Consider the following 18,768-nt stretch of genomic DNA (forward strand, 5'->3'; position numbering starts at 1 on the left):
AACAAGGCGTCATTGCTCGCCACGGCGCCAATAGAAAGGCCCCGCCATCACTGGCGGGGCCTTTTCGTTACCGAAACCTGAACGACTTAGGCGGTCGGGGTCAGGGTAATGGTCACGCGACGGTTCTGGGCTTTGCCAGCGGCGGTGCTGTTGGTAGCAACCGGCTGATCCGGGCCTACGCCGGTGGTGGAGATGCGGCTACCTGCTACGCCCTGACCAATCAGCTGGGCGGCAACGGCATCGGCACGATCGCGGGAAAGCTTCATGTTCAGGTCGCGGGAACCGGTACTGTCGGTGTGACCGACCACGTTCAGGCGGGTCTTGTCGAACTCGGCAACGACCATGGCCACGCCGGAGAGGGTGTTGGCACCGGCCGCTTTCAGCTGGGAGCTGGAGCTGTCGAAGGTGACGTTGTTCGGCATGTTGAGGATCAGCTCATTGCCATTGCGGGTCACGCTGACGCCGGTGCCCTGCAGCTTCTCGCGCAGCTTGGCTTCCTGCACGTCCATGTAGTAGCCGATACCGCCACCCAGCGCCGCGCCAGCAGCAACGCCGGTCAGGATGCCCTTCTTGCGGTCACCCTTGCTGGAGGAGAGCGCACCTACGGCCGCACCGGCAGCGGCGCCAGCCAGCGCGCCCCAGGCACCTTTAGAGGTCTGGGATTCACCTGTGTAGGGGTTGGTGGTACAGCCGCTCAGGGCAACGGTCAGTGCCAGAGCAGGCACCAGGATCTTGGCTCGCATGAAAAAACCTCTGTGAAAACAATCCGGCACCATGCCGGGGGCCGGATTGTAACGCGCTGGCACGCCATTGTCTGACGCAAGCTTGAACAGATGGCGAGAGTGGTGTTTTTTTGGCCAATCGGCGGGTGGTCAGCGCGGTAACTGACACTCGGCATGGCAAGGACAGCTGACCAGATGATCGTTCACCATCCCCACCGCCTGCATAAAGGCGTAACAGATGGTGCTGCCGACGAAGTTGAAGCCGAGCTTCTTGAGCGCTTTCGACATGGCATCTGACTCCGGCGAGGTGGCCGGAATATCGCCGTTGCCCTGCCGCTGATTGACGATGGGGGCACCGCCAACAAAGCCCCACAGGTAGTCGGCGAAGTCGATCCCCTGCTCCTGCAACGCCAGATAAGCGCGGGCATTTCTGATGATCGACTGCACCTTGAGCCGGTTGCGGATAATGCCGCTGTCCTGCATCAACCGCTCTACATCCTGCTCGTCGAAGCGGGCAATCTGCACCGGATCGAAGTCGGCATAGGCGCGGTAATAGCTATCGGTGCGCTTGAGGATGGTGATCCACGACAGCCCCGCCTGCTGGCCGTCGAGGCAGAGCTTGGCAAACAGCTCGCGGGCGTCATAGACCGGCCTGCCCCACTGTTTGTCATGGTATTCAATGTATTCCGGGTCTTTGGTCACCCAGGCGCAGCGCAGTTCCATTTCCTCTCCCTCGTCATTTCAGCGGTTTGCCCGACCCTGCCCACTCTGCAGGCGGCACTGCTCACATCATATACCGGTCATCCCGCCCGACCAGCCACAGCGCAGCACCATCCCGCGAATCCGCTGCAATTTCGCCTATTATCCGACCATGCCAGACGGTATACTCCCTCGGTTCACATTCAGCAAATCTTGCTCTGATTTTCACTTCGCGCGAAAAAAATTATGCAAAAATTCGATGTCAAAACCTTTCAGGGCCTGATCCTGCAGCTGCAGGACTATTGGTCCCGCCAGGGCTGTACCATCATTCAGCCGCTGGATATGGAAGTGGGTGCCGGTACTTCCCACCCCATGACCTGTCTGCGTGCCCTGGGCCCGGAGCCCATCGCCTGCGCTTACGTGCAACCGTCCCGCCGTCCCACTGACGGCCGCTACGGTGAAAACCCGAACCGCCTGCAGCACTACTACCAGTTCCAGGTGATCATCAAGCCTTCCCCCGACAACATTCAGGAACTCTATCTGGGCTCCCTGAAAGAGCTGGGTATGGATCCCGAGATCCACGACATCCGCTTCGTGGAAGACAACTGGGAAAACCCGACCCTGGGTGCCTGGGGTCTGGGCTGGGAAGTGTGGCTGAACGGCATGGAAGTGACCCAGTTCACCTACTTCCAGCAGGTTGGCGGCCTCGAGTGCAAGCCGGTCACCGGCGAGATCACCTACGGTCTCGAGCGTCTGGCCATGTACATTCAGGGCGTGGACAGCGTCTACGATCTGGTCTGGTCTGACGGCCCGCTGGGCAAGACCACCTACGGCGACGTGTTCCACCAGAACGAAGTGGAGCAATCCACCTACAACTTCGAACACGCCGATGTGGAGTTCCTGTTCCACTGCTTCGAGCAGTACGAGAAGGAAGCCCAGAACCTGCTGGCACTGGAAAAACCGCTGCCGCTGCCTGCCTACGAGCGCATCCTCAAAGCCGCTCACTCCTTCAACCTGCTGGATGCCCGCAAGGCCATCTCGGTCACCGAGCGTCAGCGCTACATCCTGCGCATTCGCACCCTGACCAAGGCCGTGGCAGAGGCATACTACGCCTCCCGCGAAGCGCTGGGCTTCCCTATGTGTCAGCGCAGTGAGAACAAGCAAGGTTAAGGAACGGACATGGCACAACATACATTTCTGGTAGAGATCGGTACTGCTGAGCTGCCGCCCAAAGCCCTGCGCTCCCTGGCCGAAGCCTTTGCCGACAACTTCAAAGCCGAACTGACCAAGGCCGATCTGGCCTTTGGCGACGTCGAGTGGTTTGCCTCACCGCGCCGTCTGGCGCTGAAAGTGAGCGAGCTGGCTGGCGAACAGCCGAGCAAGAGCGTCGAGAAGCGCGGCCCGGCCGTGGCGCAGGCGTTCGATGCCGAAGGCAAGCCGACCAAGGCTGCCGAAGGCTGGGCCCGTGGCAACGGCATCACTGTTGAGCAGGCCGAGCGTCTGGTCACCGACAAGGGCGAGTGGCTGGTTCACACCGCCAAGGTCGAAGGCCGTCCAGCCAAAGAATTGCTGGGCGAACTGGTTAGCCAAGCACTGGCCAAACTGCCCATCCCGAAAATGATGCGCTGGGGTGACAAGACCATCCAGTTCGTGCGTCCGGTCTTCACCGTGACCCTGCTGCTGGATGGCGAGCTGGTGCCCGCTCACATTCTGGGTATCGACTCTGCCCGCACCCTTCGCGGTCACCGCTTTATGGGCGAGAGCGAGTTCACCATCGACAACGCCAGCCAGTACCCGCAGATCCTGCAGGAGCGCGGCATGGTGATTGCCGACTTCATGGCGCGCAAGGCCAAGATCAAGGCTGACGTCGAAGCGGCCGCTGCCGCCTTCGGTGGCGTGGCCGATCTGGACGACGCCCTGCTGGAAGAAGTGACCGCACTGGTCGAGTGGCCTGTGGTGCTGACCGCCAACTTCGAAGAGAAGTTCCTGGCCGTGCCGGCCGAGGCGCTGGTGCACACCATGAAGGGTGACCAGAAGTACTTCCCGGTCTACGACAAGAGCGGCAAGCTGCTGCCGAAGTTCATCTTCGTCACCAACATCGAGTCCAAAGACCCGAGCCAGATCATCAGCGGCAACGAGAAGGTGGTTCGTCCCCGTCTCTCTGACGCCGAGTTCTTCTTCAAGACCGACCTCAAACAAACCCTGGCCTCCCGCCTGCCGCGCCTTGAAACCGTGCTGTTCCAGCAACAGCTGGGCACCGTCAAGGCCAAGGTCGAGCGCATCGAGACCGTCGCCGGCTTTATCGCCGAGCGCATCGGCGCCGACGTGGCTCAGGCCAAGCGTGCCGGCCTGCTCTCCAAGTGTGACCTGATGACCAACATGGTCGGCGAGTTCACCGACACCCAGGGTGTCATGGGGATGCACTACGCCCGTCACGATGGCGAAGACGAAGCGGTGGCCGTAGCTCTCAACGAGCAGTACATGCCGCGCTTTGCCGGTGATGCCCTGCCGTCCGGTCTGGTTGCCTGCGCCGTCGCGCTGGCCGACAAGTTCGACACCCTGGCCGGTATCTTCGGCATCGGCATGCTGCCGAAGGGTGACAAGGACCCGTTCGCCCTGCGTCGCGCCGCCATCGGTGCCCTGCGCATCATGACCGAGAAGCAGCTGGATCTGGATCTGGTTGAACTGGTTGAAGAAGCGGTACGCGTCTACGGCGACAAGCTGACCAACAAAACCGTCGTTACCGACGTGGTCGACTTTATGCTGGGCCGCTTCCGCGCCGCCTATCAGGACGAAGGCATCGGTGCCGACGTGGTGCTGGCCGTGCTGGCCCGCCGCCCGACCCGTCCGCTCGACTTCGATCGTCGCGTCAAGGCCGTCAGCCACTTCCGCACGCTGGATGCCGCACTGGCACTGGCTGCCGCCAACAAGCGCGTGAGCAACATTCTGGCCAAGGTCGAAGGCGAACTGCCGACTGCCGTCAAACCGGAACTGCTGGTCGATGCCGCCGAGAAGGCGCTGGCCACCCAGGTTGCCGAACTGCAAGCCGAACTGGCCCCGCTGTTCGCCGCCGGTGACTATCAGGCTGCCCTCACCCGTCTGGCCGCCCTGCGCGAGCCGGTCGACACCTTCTTCAACGAAGTGATGGTGATGGCCGATGACGAGGCCCTCAAGGCCAACCGTCTGGCACTGCTGAACAACCTGCGCAACCTGTTCCTGCAAGTCGCGGATATCTCCCTGCTGCAGTGATCTTGGTTGGGTAAGTGATATTAAAAGCGGCGCCGTAAGGCGCCGTTTTTATTTAACAAGATAAAATGAATTTTCAGCCATCTATAGATGGTAAGATTTCATGACAATGACCTTCCTCTACTCGAATTGCCACATTACAGGTATGCTACCGAAGGCCTCCATTTAATCTGCCGGTAATAAATATGGATCATGTACAGACTTGGACACTTGCTGGTTTTCTCGCTGAACTGCAACGAATCACAGAGCATATGCCTGATCGACGTTTTGTTTTCATTCTTGGTGCTGGAGCTTCCATCCAGTCTGGTGTCAAGTCTGCTCATGCATTAGCTATCGAATGGATGGAAATAATCCATCATAGAGAAATTAGTAATTATAGTAACTTTGATGAATGGCTGGATAGTAACCCATTTAAACTTACCGACTGGGATTCGAATAATATAGCTCGTTTCTATCCATATATATTTGAACATTGTTTTTCAGGTGACCATGATGCTGGTTATGCGGCTCTGGAGAAAGTGATCGAATCTGGTAAGCCGAGTTTTGGTTATGCTGTACTAGCATGGATTATGACTAACACCAGTAACAATATGGTAATCACAACTAATTTCGATAATTTAGTTGCAGACTCTCTTTATTTATATGGGCAGAAAACACCACATGTCATTGGCCATGAGTCACTCGCCAGTTACTTAAAGCCATTGGGAGGTCGTCCGATGGTAGCAAAAATTCATCGAGACCTTTTTACCGTTCCTATAAATGACTCCCATGGAACTAGTGAACTTAAAGCACCATGGGTTAAAGCACTGAAAAGCGTGTTTAAATTTTATACACCAATATTTATCGGTTATGGAGGAAATGATGGTAGCCTGATGAATTTTCTTTCTGCTCTCTCACCAAATGATATTAGTGGAAGACCATTCTGGTGTTACTATGAGCCTGCGGGAAAACCTAATGGCGCAATTAATACCTTGTTAGAAAAGCATAAAGGAGTTCTTGTTCCCACTTCAGATTGGGACACACTGATGCTTTCTATAGGTAATGCATGGGGTTACCAGCATCAGAGCCAGATTGATGCTTTGGATAGACATATCCATTCTATGAAAGAAACACTGCAGCAACAAATATTGAAAACATCTCAAGATGGCAGTCCTGAAGTAAAAGAAAAACTAAAACCTATAGATAAAGATCCGCAAAATAAATCTTGGTTTGATTGGTCATTAGAAGCGCATGCCGAGGAAAACTTACAGACAAGACTAGCTATTTATCAGCAAGGTCTTCAGGAATTGCCTGACTCGCATCAACTACATAATTGGTATGCTTTTGAATTAAAAAGAAATAACTTTTATGATGAGGCTGAAAAACATTACATAAAATCTTTAGAAATTAATCCTGATTACTCCTCAGCACTTTATGGCTATGCACAGTTATTAAAATCTTTATCCAAACTAGCTGAAGCTGAAGTATATTACAAGAGGGCACTCCAAGTAGATCCTAGTGATGCCGACACCCATAACGGCTATGCTAATCTACTTAGCAGTACAGAACGCCTTTTTGAAGCAGAGGAGCATTACCAAAAAGCTCTTGAAACATCGCCAGACGTGAGCCTTTTTCATTGCAATTACGCTGATTTATTAACGAGTATGGGTCGTTTCTCCGAATCGGAAAAACATTATAAACGAGCCATAGACATCACTCCTGACGACCCATATTATCTGACTTGTTACGCTGATATGCTCAAAGATACTGGGGATATAGATGAAGCTAGGGTGATTTATAGAAAAGCTTTAAATATAAACCCAGAAGATATATTAGCACTCTATGGATATGCCGAATGCTTAAATCATTTAGGGCATAAGGATGAGGCAGAAGAATATCGAAAAAGAGCACAGTCATTGAAGAAGTCTAGTATGTAGGCTGGGTTAGGACAGCCAGCATCTTCGCGGCATCGTCGATCACTATCAGGCCCTCGGCTTCAAAACGGCGATCGATGACTTTGGCGCCGGTTACTCGGGCCTCAACCTGCTGGCCGATTTTCACCCCAACATCGTCAAACTCGATATGCACCTGCTGCGCGGCATCGACCAGGACCCGACCCGGCAAGCCATAGTGCGCCACTGTCTGGCGCTGTTTGCGGAGCTGAAGATCATCCCGCTGGCGGAGGGGATCGAGACCCGCGAAGAGATGGCCTGTCTGCGGGAGATGGGTATCAGCCTGATGCAGGGCTACCTGTTCGCCCGCCCCGGCTTCGAAACCCTGCCCGAGGTGGATTTCGCCAGCTTATAAGCCAGTCGGTCTGCACTGCCTCCCCCTCAGCCCACTCCCACCCGAATAAGAAAACGGACACCCGAGGGTGTCCATGTGCATACCCTGTGACCTTGCGCCATGGTCACACAGTCACCCTCCCCGGTTAATGGGTCAGCTGTGGCAACAGTTGCAGCAGGTGAGCCCGTATCGCCAGCGGCGTCTGGCTGACCCAGATCTCCAGCAGGCCATACGCGAGCAACGGCAGCACCAGCAGCAACAGGCAGAGCAGCCCCAGCAAACGGCTCGGTGCAAGCCGCTTCACCTTGCTGCCAAGGTGCAGGGCCTCGACCCGCTTGGGGCAGGCGGCCACGCAGCTCAGGCAGCCGGTGCACTCCAGGTTGCGTACCGCAATAAGCTGGTGCACCGCAATGCGCGATGGACAGGCCCGGCTGCACTTGTCGCAGTCATGACCCTGGCTTCGCAGGCAGCGGGCCGAGTCACGGCGAATGCGCAGCGGCGTCAGTAGCCCCAGCAGGGCTAGCCAGGCGCCATAGGGGCAAAGGTAGCGGCAGAATCCCTGACGAAAGGTCGCGGTAAGCAGCAACACCCAGCCGAGGCACAGACCCGAGATCAGGGTCAGGTTGAAGAAGAAAGCCCCCATCTTCATATCCGCCGCCTGATGGTAGGGGCTGGTGAAGTAGCCGGGCAGGGCAGCAGCCGGCACCGCCAGCAGAATGATGAAGAGCAGAAAGCCGAGCACCAGAAACTTCTGGGTGCGCAGGGCAAGATCCAACCAGCGCGGCGGGCTCCACTCCCCCGGCAGCAACCGGTGGCGCAGGCCATGTAGCCATTCCCCCACCAGCCCGAGCGGACAGAACCAGGCACAGAACGCCCGCCCCAGCAGCAGGGCCGACAGGGAGAGTACCAGTACGGTGACGGTGGCCGCCGGATGGTGGGGATCCACCAACCCCTGCGCGAACCAGGCCCGCAGCCCGAGGCCACCGGCGATGGGCAGGAAGGCATCCACCACGTCCGGGCGCACCAGCCAGGGGCTCATCCCCTGTCCCAACTGCCAGATATGCAGGCTGTATTGCATTGTGACCAGCCCCCAGCAGAGCAGCAGCAGATGGCGAGTGCCTGCCCGCAACTGCTGACTGTCGATCGCCCCGAACACGGGCAGCGGCCGCCTCTGATGCCGGAGGGCAAGCACGGCGGTGACCGTCCCCAGTGCGAGCCAGAGCAGGCTGTCCGCCGCCAGCAACCAGACCAGCCCCAGCAGGCCGAGCGCAAGACGCCCCGGCCAGCCGGTGCGCACCTGCCACGCCAACAACACCAGATAAACCATACCGGCCACCATGGTTATCGCTTCAATCACGCTCATGCATCCCCCACTGCCTACATCCGGATCCGGCAGCAAGGATAACTAACATTTGAGTTGATTATTTTGATCTGCATGGGCCGAGGGAGGAGTTATGGCCAATGCCTCCCTCGCAGGCTCTCCCCTCTTTCAACGACACGCTGCCTCATCAGCCAGGCACTAGCCGCGGGCACGGTGGAGGTGGTAGTCAACGTGATAGTCGTTGGCATTACGGAACATGATGGAGTAGTTGAGGAACTCTCCGCTCTCGCTGTATGAGAGTGAGGTGAGCCGCAGGATAGGGGCCCCCTGCTCGATATGGAGCAGCTCGGCAGTAACCCGATCCGCCAGCACGGCACTGAAGCACTCATAGTTACCCGCAATCGCGATGCCGCACTCCCGTTCGATGTAGTCGAATTTGGACCCTTCCAGATGGGCGACCGACAGATTGCGAAACAGTCTGACCGGCATATAGCTCTCTTCCAGCAGCAGAGCCCGACCATCCACCGAGCGGATCCGGCTGGAGTAATAGACGGGTTCATTCACCTTCACCCTCAGCTGACTGGCGATGGCCGGTGGCGCAGGCATGGTGCGAAATTCCAACACCTGGCTGGTCAACGTGCGCCCCTGCTCGCGCATCAGTTCGGTAAACCCGCTCAGACCTTTGGTCTCATGCTGAACATCCTTTTTCGTCACATAGGTGCCGCTGCCGTGGCGCCGCTCGACCAATCCCCACTCGATCAACATATCTACCGCTCTGCGGATGGTCATGCGGGAGACGCCATACTGTTCTGCCAGCGCTTTTTCGCCCGGCAACACATCTCCCACCCGACACTCGGCACCGTTTACCCTGATCCTGAGTCGATCAGCCACCGATTTATAGATCACTGCTAGACATCTCCTGTGGTCACAACGCCAACCATCTTATTCTTAAGCAAGTGGATAAATTGCATAAAAACAATAACTTAAATTTAAACTAAAGCTGCAAGAACATCACAAAACCAAGAGGTACAACAATATCGCAAAAGTTAGACATCTTTGTCTAAATAACTGCATGCGTCAGATCACATTATTCCAAGATATTTCATGAGGTCTCTTTTTATCGTTGCTAATTTGCATCAGGCAACACCGGCAAGGATTCGATTAGCTATTTCAACCAAGGGACAATATATGCTCAGTCAAATTCAACGTTTTGGCGGAGCAATGTTCACTCCTGTACTGCTTTTTCCTTTTGCAGGTATGGTAGTAGGCATTGCAATTATGCTGAAAAACCCGATGTTTGTCGGTGAATCACTGGCAAACCCACAAGGATTATTCTTCCAGATCATCCATATTATTGAAGAGGGTGGCTGGACAGTATTCAGGAATATGCCGCTTATATTTGCGATTGGCCTGCCAATCGGTCTGGCAAATAAGGCACAAGCCAGAGCCTGTCTGGCTGTATTGGTCAGTTTCATGACCTGGAACTATTTTATCAACGCCATGGGCATGACCTGGGGCAGTTATTTCGGGGTCGACTTCAGTCAGGATGTAGGGGGTGAAAGTGGCCTCGCCATGGTAGCGGGGATCAAGACCCTAGATACCAGCATCATAGGAGCCATCGTCATCTCCGGCATCGTGACGGCACTGCACAACCGCCTGTTTGATCGCCAACTGCCGGTCTTTCTCGGCATCTTTCAGGGCAGCTCCTTTGTCACCATTGTCGCCTTCTTCGTGATGATCCCCTGTGCCTGGCTGACACTGCTCGGCTGGCCAAAAGTACAGATGGGCATCGCCTCCCTGCAGAATTTCATGCTGGTCTCGGGTCCGGTCGGGGTGTGGGTATACACCTTCCTCGAGCGGATTTTGATCCCGACCGGCCTGCATCACTTTATCTACGGCCCCTTCATCTTCGGCCCAGCGGCAGTAGAGGGAGGCATTCAGCTCTACTGGGCGCAGCACATGCTGGAGTTCAGCCAGAGCACTCGCCCGCTGATTGAACAGTTCCCTCAGGGTGGCTTCGCCCTGCACGGCAACTCGAAGATTTTCGGTGCCATGGGGATTGCTCTGGCCATCTATGCCACGGCAGCCAAAGAGAACAAGGCCAAGGTGGCAGGCCTGCTGATCCCGGCCACCCTGACCGCCATTCTGGTCGGTATCACCGAGCCGCTGGAGTTCACCTTCCTCTTCATCTCGCCTCTGCTGTTTGCCATCCACGCCCTGCTGGCAGCCACCATGTCGACTGTGATGTACCTGTTTGGTGTGGTCGGCAACATGGGTGGAGGTCTGCTCGACCAGTTCCTGCCGCAGAACTGGATACCCATGTTCCACAACCATGCGGGAATGATGTTCACCCAGATCGCTATCGGATTGGTCTTTACCGGCATCTGGTTCCTGATATTCCGCGCACTGATTATCCGGCTCAATCTTAAAACACCGGGCCGGGAAGACAGTGAAATAAAGCTTTATTCCAAGTCAGATTATCAGGCAGCCAAAAAACAGCGTGGCAGTGATAGTGCAGCACAAATTATCGAAGCGCTTGGCGGAGTCAATAATATACGCAGCCTGAATAATTGTGCCACCCGCTTAAGAATATCGTTGGCTAACAGCAAACTGGCAGCAGCAGATGAGGAGTTTATTAAATTGGGTGCCCATGGGGTCGTCCGCCATGGCGATAGTATCCAGGTAATTATCGGTCTGCATGTACCTCAGGTACGTGAAAATATGGAATCGATTATGAACAACAGTCATCAACAATCGTCTTTAGTAATGGAGTCATGATCATGAAAAAATTCTCTGTAGTCATTGCCGGTGGTGGTAGCACTTTTACTCCAGGTATCGTTCTGATGTTGCTGGAAAATCAGCATCGCTTCCCGCTCAAGGAGATCAAATTCTACGACAACGATGGTGCCCGTCAGGAGATCATTGCCGAAGCCTGCAAAATCTTGCTGAAAGAGAAGGCTCCCGAGATCGCCTTCAGCTATGGCACCGACCCCAAAGCAGCGTTTAGCGATGTAGATTTCGTCATGGCCCATATCCGGGTTGGCAAATATCCGATGCGCGAGCTGGACGAGAAGATCCCGCTGCGTCATGGGGTGGTCGGTCAGGAGACCTGCGGCCCGGGCGGTATCGCCTACGGCATGCGCTCCATCGGCGGGGTGCTGGAGCTGGTCGACTATATGGAGCAGTACTCACCCAATGCCTGGATGCTCAACTACTCCAACCCGGCCGCCATCGTCGCCGAAGCGACCCGTCGCCTGCGTCCCAACGCCAAAATTCTCAACATCTGCGACATGCCGATCGGGATCGAGGGGCGCATGGCCCAGATTGCCGGTCTCAAATCCCGCAAAGAGATGCGGGTACGCTACTACGGCCTCAACCACTTTGGCTGGTGGACCCGCATCGAGGATCTGGAAGGCAACGACCTGATGCCGAAGATCAAGGGGCACGTTGCCCGCCACGGCTATGTGCCCAACAGCGCCAGTCATGCCGAAGCCAGCTGGAACGATACCTTCGCCAAGGCAAAGGATGTATGGGCGCTCGACCCGGATACCCTGCCCAACACCTATCTGAAGTACTACCTCTACCCGGACTATGTGGTGGCCCACTCCAACCCGGAACACACCCGCGCCAACGAGGTGATGGAGCACCGCGAGAAGCAGGTCTTCACCGCCTGTACCGACATCGTCAAGGCAGGCAATTCAGCAGCGGGCGAGCTGGAGATCGATGAACACGCCTCCTATATCGTTGACCTGGCAACCGCCATTGCCTTCAACACCCAGGAGCGGATGCTGCTGATCGTTCCCAATCGCGGCGCCATCCCCAACTTTGACCCGGAAGCCATGGTCGAGATCCCCTGCCTGGTCGGCAGCAGCGGGCCAGAGCCGTTGCAGGTGGGCAGCATTCCGCTGTTCCAGCAGGGCATGATGGGCCAGCAGGTTGCGGTCGAGAAACTGGTGGTCGAAGCCTGGGTCGAGCACTCTTACCAGAAGCTGTGGCAAGCGATCACCCTATCCAAGACAGTGCCCAGTGCATCGGTGGCCAAGTCCATTCTCGATGACTTGATAGAGGCCAACAAAGCCTACTGGCCGGAACTGAAATAAACCGCCCATAAACAAAAACCCCCTCGTGACAGAGGGGGTTTTTCGTGTTGGCAACGGGTGCGGATTAACGCAGCGGTTTGACCGAGCGACGGACAATCAGCTCGGGCTGTACCGTCATCGACTCCACTTCCAGCTCCTTGTTGCGGATCCGGCTGACCAGATGCTTCACCGCCAGCTGGCCCAGTTCGGCCTTCGGGTGACGGATGGTGGTCAGCGGCGGGCTGGAGAAGCGCGCCATCTCCACATCGTCGTAACCGATGATGGAGATATCGTCCGGCACCTTGACTCCGGCTTCCCAGGCTGCGCAAATCGCGCCGATCGCCATGGGATCGTCGAAGGCAAAGACCGCGGTCGGGCGAGGCTGCAGGGCCAGGATGCGCTGCATGGCATCGAAGCCGCTCTGGCTCTCGTAATCCCCTTCAAAGACCTGTTCATCTTTGAGGGTCAGACCGTGCTCGCCCAGCGCATCACGTACCCCGTCCAGCCGCTGCTGGGTGGTCGGCTTGGAGAGCTGGCCAGTGATGCAGACGATGTCGCGGTGCCCCAGCTCCAGCAGATGGCGTACGGCCATGCGGGCGCCGATGCGGGCGTTGTCGTTGATGACGTTGGCGAAATCGCACTCCGTCCCCCAATCCAGTACCACCTGCGGCACGTTCTTGTGGATGCGCAGCATGTCGCGCAACGGAGTGTCGATATCGGTCCCCAATACCAGCAGACCATCCACCCGTTTTTCCATCAGCATTCTCAGGTAATGCTGTTGGCGAGGCGGCTGGTTTTCGGTGTTGCAGAGGATCAGGCTGTAGCCCTGTTCGAAGCAGTACGCTTCAACCCCTTGCACCACTTCCGCGAAGAAGGGGTTTACGCTGGTGGTCACCAGCATGCCAATGGTCTTGGTCGAATTTATCTTAAGACTGCGCGCTACCGAGTTGGGCGCGTAGTTGAGTTCTGCCACCGCCTCAATCACTTTCTGGGTCGCGTCTTCGCTGACCCGCCGAGTGTGGTTGAGCACATGTGAGACGGTGGAGATGGATACGCCTGCGCGCGAGGCGACATCCTTGATAGTGGCCATCTCTGTCTCCTGACTGTCAAAGGCGGAACATTAGCAGATTTCCCGAATAAAGGCTTGGTTTTAACGGGCTCTGCCACGGAATTGTCAATGCCGGCTAATTTAGGCGCTCATTTCTGTTTGCGCAAACGATTAATGGTCAAAATGGGAGCACCATCAGAGTAAAATATCACCAGACTAATCCTCTGTGCTTCATCATAATCACCTCTGGTTACCAAGATGTTAAGGCGAAGAATCGATACTAAATTCCAATTAAACACAAATGACAGGTCATTTATTTCAAAATAAGCCCACCCCACCCCCTCTGGTTAGTATCTTTAACAGCTTGTTATTGCCCCGTGAGGAATGATAGAACCATACCTATAGCCGGATGCACGGGATGTCGATCCGGAATGGCACTCGTAAATGAAACAATCCACTGATTAAGGGACGAATCAATGCATAAGTTGAGCAAAATTACAGTAAGCGCAGCGGTTTCTTTGGCTCTGTTTGGATCGATCTCCATCGCACACGCGGCAGACACCATCAAGATAGGTATCGCAGGCCCGCTCACCGGCCCGGTTGCCCAGTACGGGGACATGCAGTTCACCGGCGGCAAGATGGCGGTCGAGCAGATCAACAAGGCTGGCGGCATCAATGGCAAGCAGATCGAAGCCGTCATCTATGACGATGCCTGTGATCCCAAGCAGGCGGTAGCCATCGCCAACAAGGTGGTAAATGATGGCGTCAAGTTCGTGGTCGGTCACCTCTGCTCCGACAACACCCTGCCCGCCTCCGACATCTATGAAGACGAGGGGATCCTGATGGTTACCCCCGCCTCCACCAACCCCAAGATCACCGAACGCGGTTACCAGCTGACCCTGCGCACCATCGGTCTGGATAGCGATCAGGGCCCGACTGCCGCCAAGTACATCATCGAGCAGGTCAAACCCCAGCGCGTGGCCGTTATCCACGACAAGAAGCAGTACGGTGAAGGTATCGCCTCCAGCGTCAAAGCCGCACTCGACAAGGCTGGCGTGAAGGTGGTGGCCTATGAAGGGATCACCGCCGGTGACAAGGACTTCTCCGCCCTGATCGCCAAGCTGCAGAAAGAGAACGTCGATTTCGTCTACTACGGCGGCTATCACCCTGAGCTGGGCCTGATCCTGCGTCAGGCTGGCGAGAAGGGGCTGAAAGCCAAGTTCATGGGCCCGGAAGGGGTGGGTAACAAGGATATCTCCGCCATCGGCGGCCCGGCTTCCGAAGGCCTGCTGGTGACCCTGCCGAACAAATACGATCTGGTACCTGCCAACGCCCCGCTGGTCGCAGCGTTCAAGGCCAAGGGTCAGGACTCCTCCGGCCCGTTCGTCTGGACCACCTATGCCGCGGTGCAGAGCCTGGCTGCCGGTATCGCCAAGGCGGGTGAAGATGACCCGGCCGCCGTTGCCGCCGCCATCAAGGCCGCACCGATCGATACCGTGATGGGCCCCCTGACCTGGGCACCTAACGGTGACCTGAAAGGCTTCGAATTTGGTGTGTTCCAGTGGCACGCTGACGGTACTTCCAGCCAAGTCAAATAATCTGCCGATCGGGGGTGAGTACGCTCACCCCCTCCTCTCTTTGCGGGCAAGTACAGGGAATGCAGTATGTCCGAACACCTCCTTTATCTCGTTCAGCAACTGCTGAACGGATTAACCATAGGCAGCACCTATGCGTTGATCGCCATTGGCTACACCATGGTCTATGGCATCATCGGCATGATCAACTTCGCCCACGGCGAGGTTTACATGATCGGCTCCTATGTCGCTTTCATGGTGATGGCGGGGCTCATGATGATGGGCATCGACAGCACCTTTCTACTGCTGGGGGGCGCCTTCCTGGTCAGTATCATCATCACCGGCACCTATGGCTGGAGCATCGAGCGAGTCGCCTACCGGCCACTGCGCGGTGGCAACCGGCTGATCCCCCTCATCTCCGCCATCGGCATGTCGATCTTCTTGCAGAACATGATGCGCATGGCTCAGGGCTCGCGGGATATCGCCATGCCCAGCCTGATCTCAGGTGGCTGGACCCTGGGGGGTGAGGATAGTTTTCAGGCCAGCCTCTCCTATATGCAGCTGATCATTTTCGTGGTGACTTTCATCACCATGCTGGCGCTGACCCAGTTCATCAGCCGCTCCCGCATGGGCCGCGCCTGCCGCGCCTGTTCGGAAGATATCAAGATGGCCAACCTGCTGGGCATCGACACCCACGTGGTCATCTCCATCACCTTCGTGCTGGGGGCTGCACTGGCCGCCGTGGCCGGGGTGCTGCTCGGCATGTATTACGGCGTCATCAACCCCTACCTCGGCTTTATGGCCGGTCTGAAGGCCTTCACTGCCGCAGTATTGGGCGGTATCGGCAGCATTCCGGGCGCCGTACTGGGCGGCCTGCTGCTGGGGGTGGTTGAAGCGCTCACCGCCGGTTATCTCAGCACCGAGTACAAAGATGTGATGGCGTTTGCCCTGCTCATCTTTGTGCTGCTCTTTATGCCTACTGGCATCTTGGGTCGTCCGGAAGTGGAGAAAGTGTGATGAAACATCAATTGATCCACGCCTGTATCGCCAGCCTGGTGCTGCTGGTGCTCTCCTTCTGGCTGCTCGGCTTCAAGCTGGAGACCGATGGCTCCAGCCTGCAGGTAGTGAGCCGCCTCGATGTGTCGCTGGCCTGGCTACTGGGGGGCGCCACCATTGTTTTCTGGTTCCAGATGCTGCGCGGCCAGATCGCCAAGCTGTTTCAGGCCTCCATCAGCGGCTTCTCGGTCGGCTTCACCAAGCTGGTGCTGCCGAGCCCGGAAGAGGCGCCCAAGCTCTATAACCTCACCGCCGTGCTGGTGCTGCTGTTTGCGGTGAGCTGGCCCTTTATGGCTTCTCGCGGCGCCATCGATCTCGCCACCCTCACCCTGATTTACATCATGCTGGGGCTGGGGCTGAACGTGGTGGTCGGCCTCGCCGGTCTGCTCGATCTCGGCTATGTCGGCTTCTACGCGGTCGGTGCCTACAGCTATGCCCTGCTCAACACCTACTTCGGGTTGAGCTTCTGGGAGTGCCTGCCCATCGCCGGGCTGATGGCCGCCACCTTCGGCTTCCTGCTCGGGTTCCCGGTATTGCGGCTGCGGGGGGACTATCTGGCCATCGTCACTCTGGGTTTTGGCGAGATCATCCGCATCCTGCTCAACAATATGACCACCCTGACCGGCGGCCCGAACGGCATCTCCGGCATTCCCAAGCCGACACTGGGGGGTCTGGAGTTCAACCGCACCGTCAAGGATGGGGGCTTTGATACCTTCCACAACTTCTTCGGCATTACCTACAACGCCAACCACAAGGTGATCTTCCTCTACCTGATGGCGCTGGTGCTGGTGGTGGTGACCCTGTTCGTCATCAACCGCCTGCTGCGCATGCCGCTGGGCCGCGCCTGGGAAGCGCTGCGGGAGGACGAGATCGCCTGCAAATCGCTGGGGCTCAACCCCACCATCATCAAGCTGACCGCCTTCACCATAGGCGCCACCTTCGCGGGCTTTGCCGGCAGCTTCTTTGCCTCGCGGCAGGGCTTTATCAGCCCGGAATCCTTCGTCTTTATCGAGTCGGCCATTGTGCTGGCGATTGTGGTGCTGGGCGGTATGGGCTCCCAGATCGGTGTAGTGCTGGCGGCCATCGTGATGACGGTGCTGCCGGAGCTGGCCCGCGAATTCAACGAGTACCGCATGCTGATGTTCGGCCTCTTGATGGTGTTCATGATGATCTGGCGGCCACAAGGATTGCTGCCGATGACCCGTCCGCATCTGGAGTTGAAGAAATGAGTACTCATCAGAAGTTAATGGAAGTCTCTGATTTGTCGATGCGCTTCGGTGGCCTGCTGGCCGTCAACGGGGTCAAGCTGGATATCGACAAGGGCGAGGTGATCTCCATCATCGGCCCCAACGGTGCGGGCAAGACCACCATCTTCAACTGCCTGACCGGTTTCTACTGCCCGAGCGGCGGCACCATCCGCTACAAGGGTGAGGAGATCCAGGGGCTGCCCGGCCACCTCATCGCCCGCAAGGGGATTGTGCGTACCTTCCAGCACGTGCGGCTGTTCAAGGAGATGACAGCGGTGGAGAACCTGCTGGTTGCCCAGCACCAGCACCTCAACACCAGCTTTATCGCCGGTCTGTTCAAGACCCCGGCCTTCCGCCGGGCGGAGCAGGAGGGGCTGGAGCGGGCCGCCTTCTGGCTGGATAAAGTAGGCCTCAAGGATCTTGCCAACCGCGCCGCCGGTAATCTGGCCTACGGTCAGCAGCGCCGCCTCGAGATCGCCCGCTGCATGGCGACCCGTCCCGAGCTGCTGATGCTGGACGAACCGGCCGCTGGTCTCAACCCGAAGGAGACCGACGAGCTGGACGAGCTGATCATGAGCCTGCGGGACGAGTTCGGGGTCTCGGTGCTGCTGATCGAACACGATATGAAGCTGGTGATGGGCATCTCCAACCGCATCTTCGTGGTCAGCCAGGGCACCCCGCTGGCCCACGGCAAGCCGGATGAGATCCGCAACAACCCGGCAGTGATCAAGGCCTATCTGGGCGAGTCGTAAGGAAAACAAGATGTTAGAACTTCGCAACGTATCGACCCACTACGGCAAAATTCAGGCACTGCACGATGTCAGCGTCGAGGTGAAAGAGGGTGAAATCGTCACTCTGATCGGTGCCAACGGCGCGGGCAAGACCACCCTGCTGATGACCCTCTGCGGCGAACCCAAGCCCAGCAGCGGCTCCATCTGGTTTGAGGGGGAACAGATCAGCTCCCTCACCACCGCCCGCATTATGCGCAAGGATATCGCCGTGGTGCCGGAGGGACGCCGCATCTTCGCCCGCCTGACGGTGGAGGAGAACCTGCTGATGGGCGCCTTCTTCGTCGACAAGGCCGAGCAGCATGGCCTGCTGGATCAGGTGTTCACCCTGTTCCCGCGCCTGCACGAACGCTTGCAACAACGGGCGGGCACCATGTCCGGCGGCGAGCAGCAGATGCTGGCCATCGGCCGTGCCCTGATGAGCAAACCGCGCCTGCTGCTGCTGGATGAACCCTCGCTGGGGCTGGCCCCCATCGTCATCCAGCAGATCTTCGACACCATCGAACAGTTGCGGCAGAAGGGGATGACCATCTTTCTGGTGGAGCAGAACGCCAACCAGGCGCTCAAGCTGGCCGACCGCGGCTATGTGCTGGAGAACGGCCACGTTGTGCTGCAAGACACAGGAGCCGCCCTGCTGGCCAACCCGGCGGTGCGGCAGGCCTATCTGGGCGGTTAACCCACTGCCCCGCATGCCATATCGACAAGGGAGCCGCTGGCTCCCTT

At 57.3% G+C, this 18,768-nt stretch carries 15 protein-coding genes and 1 pseudogene; 11 read left to right on the forward strand and 5 right to left on the reverse strand.

Features of this window, described 5'->3' with window-relative positions; all coding sequences use genetic code 11:
- Positions 1 to 86: 86 nt before the first annotated feature.
- Positions 87 to 743 carry an OmpA family lipoprotein gene (locus G5315_RS18345; protein WP_005339468.1) on the reverse strand — a complete coding sequence of 219 codons (657 nt, stop codon included), beginning with the start codon at positions 741 to 743 and terminating at the stop codon, positions 87 to 89.
- 129 nt (positions 744 to 872) lie between these two features.
- Entirely contained in the window at positions 873 to 1,445 is a 573-nt protein-coding gene (locus G5315_RS18350; RefSeq protein WP_201954509.1) for a DNA-3-methyladenine glycosylase I, read from the reverse strand.
- A 222-nt stretch (positions 1,446 to 1,667) separates the two neighbouring features.
- Between G5315_RS18350 and glyQ the strand changes: the two genes are divergently transcribed.
- From glyQ to G5315_RS18370, 4 genes and pseudogenes are all read left to right on the forward strand, one after another.
- Positions 1,668 to 2,591 carry a glycine--tRNA ligase subunit alpha gene (gene glyQ / locus G5315_RS18355; protein WP_005339464.1) on the forward strand — a complete coding sequence of 308 codons (924 nt, stop codon included), beginning with the start codon at positions 1,668 to 1,670 and terminating at the stop codon, positions 2,589 to 2,591.
- 9 nt (positions 2,592 to 2,600) lie between these two features.
- Entirely contained in the window at positions 2,601 to 4,670 is a 2,070-nt protein-coding gene (gene glyS / locus G5315_RS18360) for a glycine--tRNA ligase subunit beta (protein WP_421333667.1), read from the forward strand.
- Between the two features lie 182 nt (positions 4,671 to 4,852).
- Positions 4,853 to 6,583 carry a tetratricopeptide repeat protein gene (locus G5315_RS18365; protein WP_421333669.1) on the forward strand — a complete coding sequence of 577 codons (1,731 nt, stop codon included), beginning with the start codon at positions 4,853 to 4,855 and terminating at the stop codon, positions 6,581 to 6,583.
- Positions 6,584 to 6,611: 28 nt separating this feature from the next.
- Positions 6,612 to 6,953: pseudogene (locus tag G5315_RS18370) on the forward strand (EAL domain-containing protein); the annotation flags it as partial.
- Between the two features lie 124 nt (positions 6,954 to 7,077).
- Here G5315_RS18370 and G5315_RS18375 read toward each other — a convergent pair.
- Both G5315_RS18375 and G5315_RS18380 read right to left on the reverse strand, forming a co-directional pair.
- Positions 7,078 to 8,295, reverse strand: a complete 1,218-nt coding sequence (locus tag G5315_RS18375; protein ID WP_421333671.1) for a 4Fe-4S binding protein — start codon at positions 8,293 to 8,295, stop codon at positions 7,078 to 7,080.
- 156 nt (positions 8,296 to 8,451) lie between these two features.
- Positions 8,452 to 9,159 (reverse strand): GntR family transcriptional regulator, encoded by a 708-nt coding sequence (locus G5315_RS18380; RefSeq protein WP_216952422.1) that lies wholly within the window; start codon positions 9,157 to 9,159, stop codon positions 8,452 to 8,454.
- Between the two features lie 282 nt (positions 9,160 to 9,441).
- Here G5315_RS18380 and G5315_RS18385 point away from each other — a divergent pair, with 282 nt between their 5' ends.
- On the forward strand, positions 9,442 to 11,031 hold the full coding sequence (locus G5315_RS18385; protein WP_216954471.1) for an alpha-glucoside-specific PTS transporter subunit IIBC: 1,590 nt from the start codon (positions 9,442 to 9,444) through the stop codon (positions 11,029 to 11,031).
- A complete protein-coding gene (locus G5315_RS18390) occupies positions 11,028 to 12,353 on the forward strand; it encodes a 6-phospho-alpha-glucosidase (RefSeq protein WP_421276800.1) in 1,326 nt (441 codons plus the stop codon). The genes G5315_RS18385 and G5315_RS18390 overlap by 4 nt, the downstream gene beginning before the upstream one ends.
- A 64-nt stretch (positions 12,354 to 12,417) precedes the next feature.
- On the opposite strand, the gene G5315_RS18395 is transcribed toward G5315_RS18390, so the two are convergent.
- Positions 12,418 to 13,422: a substrate-binding domain-containing protein gene (locus G5315_RS18395; protein ID WP_005355925.1), complete on the reverse strand. Its 1,005-nt coding sequence runs from the start codon at positions 13,420 to 13,422 to the stop codon at positions 12,418 to 12,420.
- Positions 13,423 to 13,856: 434 nt separating this feature from the next.
- On the opposite strand from G5315_RS18395, the gene G5315_RS18400 reads away from it, so the two are divergent.
- From G5315_RS18400 to G5315_RS18420, 5 genes are all read left to right on the forward strand, one after another.
- On the forward strand, positions 13,857 to 14,978 hold the full coding sequence (locus G5315_RS18400) for a branched-chain amino acid ABC transporter substrate-binding protein (protein WP_005342436.1): 1,122 nt from the start codon (positions 13,857 to 13,859) through the stop codon (positions 14,976 to 14,978).
- A 66-nt stretch (positions 14,979 to 15,044) separates the two neighbouring features.
- Positions 15,045 to 15,971 carry a high-affinity branched-chain amino acid ABC transporter permease LivH gene (gene livH / locus G5315_RS18405; RefSeq protein WP_216952424.1) on the forward strand — a complete coding sequence of 309 codons (927 nt, stop codon included), beginning with the start codon at positions 15,045 to 15,047 and terminating at the stop codon, positions 15,969 to 15,971.
- Complete coding sequence (locus tag G5315_RS18410) at positions 15,971 to 17,239, forward strand: high-affinity branched-chain amino acid ABC transporter permease LivM (RefSeq protein WP_216952426.1); 1,269 nt, start codon at positions 15,971 to 15,973, stop codon at positions 17,237 to 17,239. The genes livH and G5315_RS18410 overlap by 1 nt, the downstream gene beginning before the upstream one ends.
- Positions 17,236 to 18,009, forward strand: coding sequence for a high-affinity branched-chain amino acid ABC transporter ATP-binding protein LivG (livG, locus tag G5315_RS18415; RefSeq protein ID WP_005339435.1), 774 nt, complete (start codon positions 17,236 to 17,238; stop codon positions 18,007 to 18,009). Before G5315_RS18410 ends, livG begins: the two co-directional genes overlap by 4 nt.
- A 10-nt stretch (positions 18,010 to 18,019) precedes the next feature.
- Positions 18,020 to 18,721, forward strand: coding sequence for an ABC transporter ATP-binding protein (locus tag G5315_RS18420; protein WP_005342433.1), 702 nt, complete (start codon positions 18,020 to 18,022; stop codon positions 18,719 to 18,721).
- The last annotated feature ends 47 nt before the right edge of the window (positions 18,722 to 18,768 follow it).

Origin of the sequence: Aeromonas sp. 603607, from assembly GCF_049171595.1 — a bacterium.
Lineage (GTDB): Bacteria > Pseudomonadota > Gammaproteobacteria > Enterobacterales > Aeromonadaceae > Aeromonas > Aeromonas veronii.

What these genes read in the sequence shown, in the direction of transcription:
- G5315_RS18410 (WP_216952426.1), top strand. Translation starts at nt 15,971, where the DNA reads ATGAAACATCAATTGATCCACGCCTGTATCGCCAGCCTGGTGCTGCTG.
- G5315_RS18395 (WP_005355925.1), bottom strand. Translation starts at nt 13,422, where the DNA reads ATGGCCACTATCAAGGATGTCGCCTCGCGCGCAGGCGTATCCATCTCC.
- glyQ (WP_005339464.1), top strand. Translation starts at nt 1,668, where the DNA reads ATGCAAAAATTCGATGTCAAAACCTTTCAGGGCCTGATCCTGCAGCTG.
- G5315_RS18385 (WP_216954471.1), top strand. Translation starts at nt 9,442, where the DNA reads ATGCTCAGTCAAATTCAACGTTTTGGCGGAGCAATGTTCACTCCTGTA.
- G5315_RS18375 (WP_421333671.1), bottom strand. Translation starts at nt 8,295, where the DNA reads ATGAGCGTGATTGAAGCGATAACCATGGTGGCCGGTATGGTTTATCTG.
- G5315_RS18345 (WP_005339468.1), bottom strand. Translation starts at nt 743, where the DNA reads ATGCGAGCCAAGATCCTGGTGCCTGCTCTGGCACTGACCGTTGCCCTG.
- G5315_RS18350 (WP_201954509.1), bottom strand. Translation starts at nt 1,445, where the DNA reads ATGGAACTGCGCTGCGCCTGGGTGACCAAAGACCCGGAATACATTGAA.
- livG (WP_005339435.1), top strand. Translation starts at nt 17,236, where the DNA reads ATGAGTACTCATCAGAAGTTAATGGAAGTCTCTGATTTGTCGATGCGC.
- G5315_RS18390 (WP_421276800.1), top strand. Translation starts at nt 11,028, where the DNA reads ATGATCATGAAAAAATTCTCTGTAGTCATTGCCGGTGGTGGTAGCACT.
- G5315_RS18400 (WP_005342436.1), top strand. Translation starts at nt 13,857, where the DNA reads ATGCATAAGTTGAGCAAAATTACAGTAAGCGCAGCGGTTTCTTTGGCT.
- livH (WP_216952424.1), top strand. Translation starts at nt 15,045, where the DNA reads ATGTCCGAACACCTCCTTTATCTCGTTCAGCAACTGCTGAACGGATTA.
- G5315_RS18420 (WP_005342433.1), top strand. Translation starts at nt 18,020, where the DNA reads ATGTTAGAACTTCGCAACGTATCGACCCACTACGGCAAAATTCAGGCA.
- G5315_RS18365 (WP_421333669.1), top strand. Translation starts at nt 4,853, where the DNA reads ATGGATCATGTACAGACTTGGACACTTGCTGGTTTTCTCGCTGAACTG.
- glyS (WP_421333667.1), top strand. Translation starts at nt 2,601, where the DNA reads ATGGCACAACATACATTTCTGGTAGAGATCGGTACTGCTGAGCTGCCG.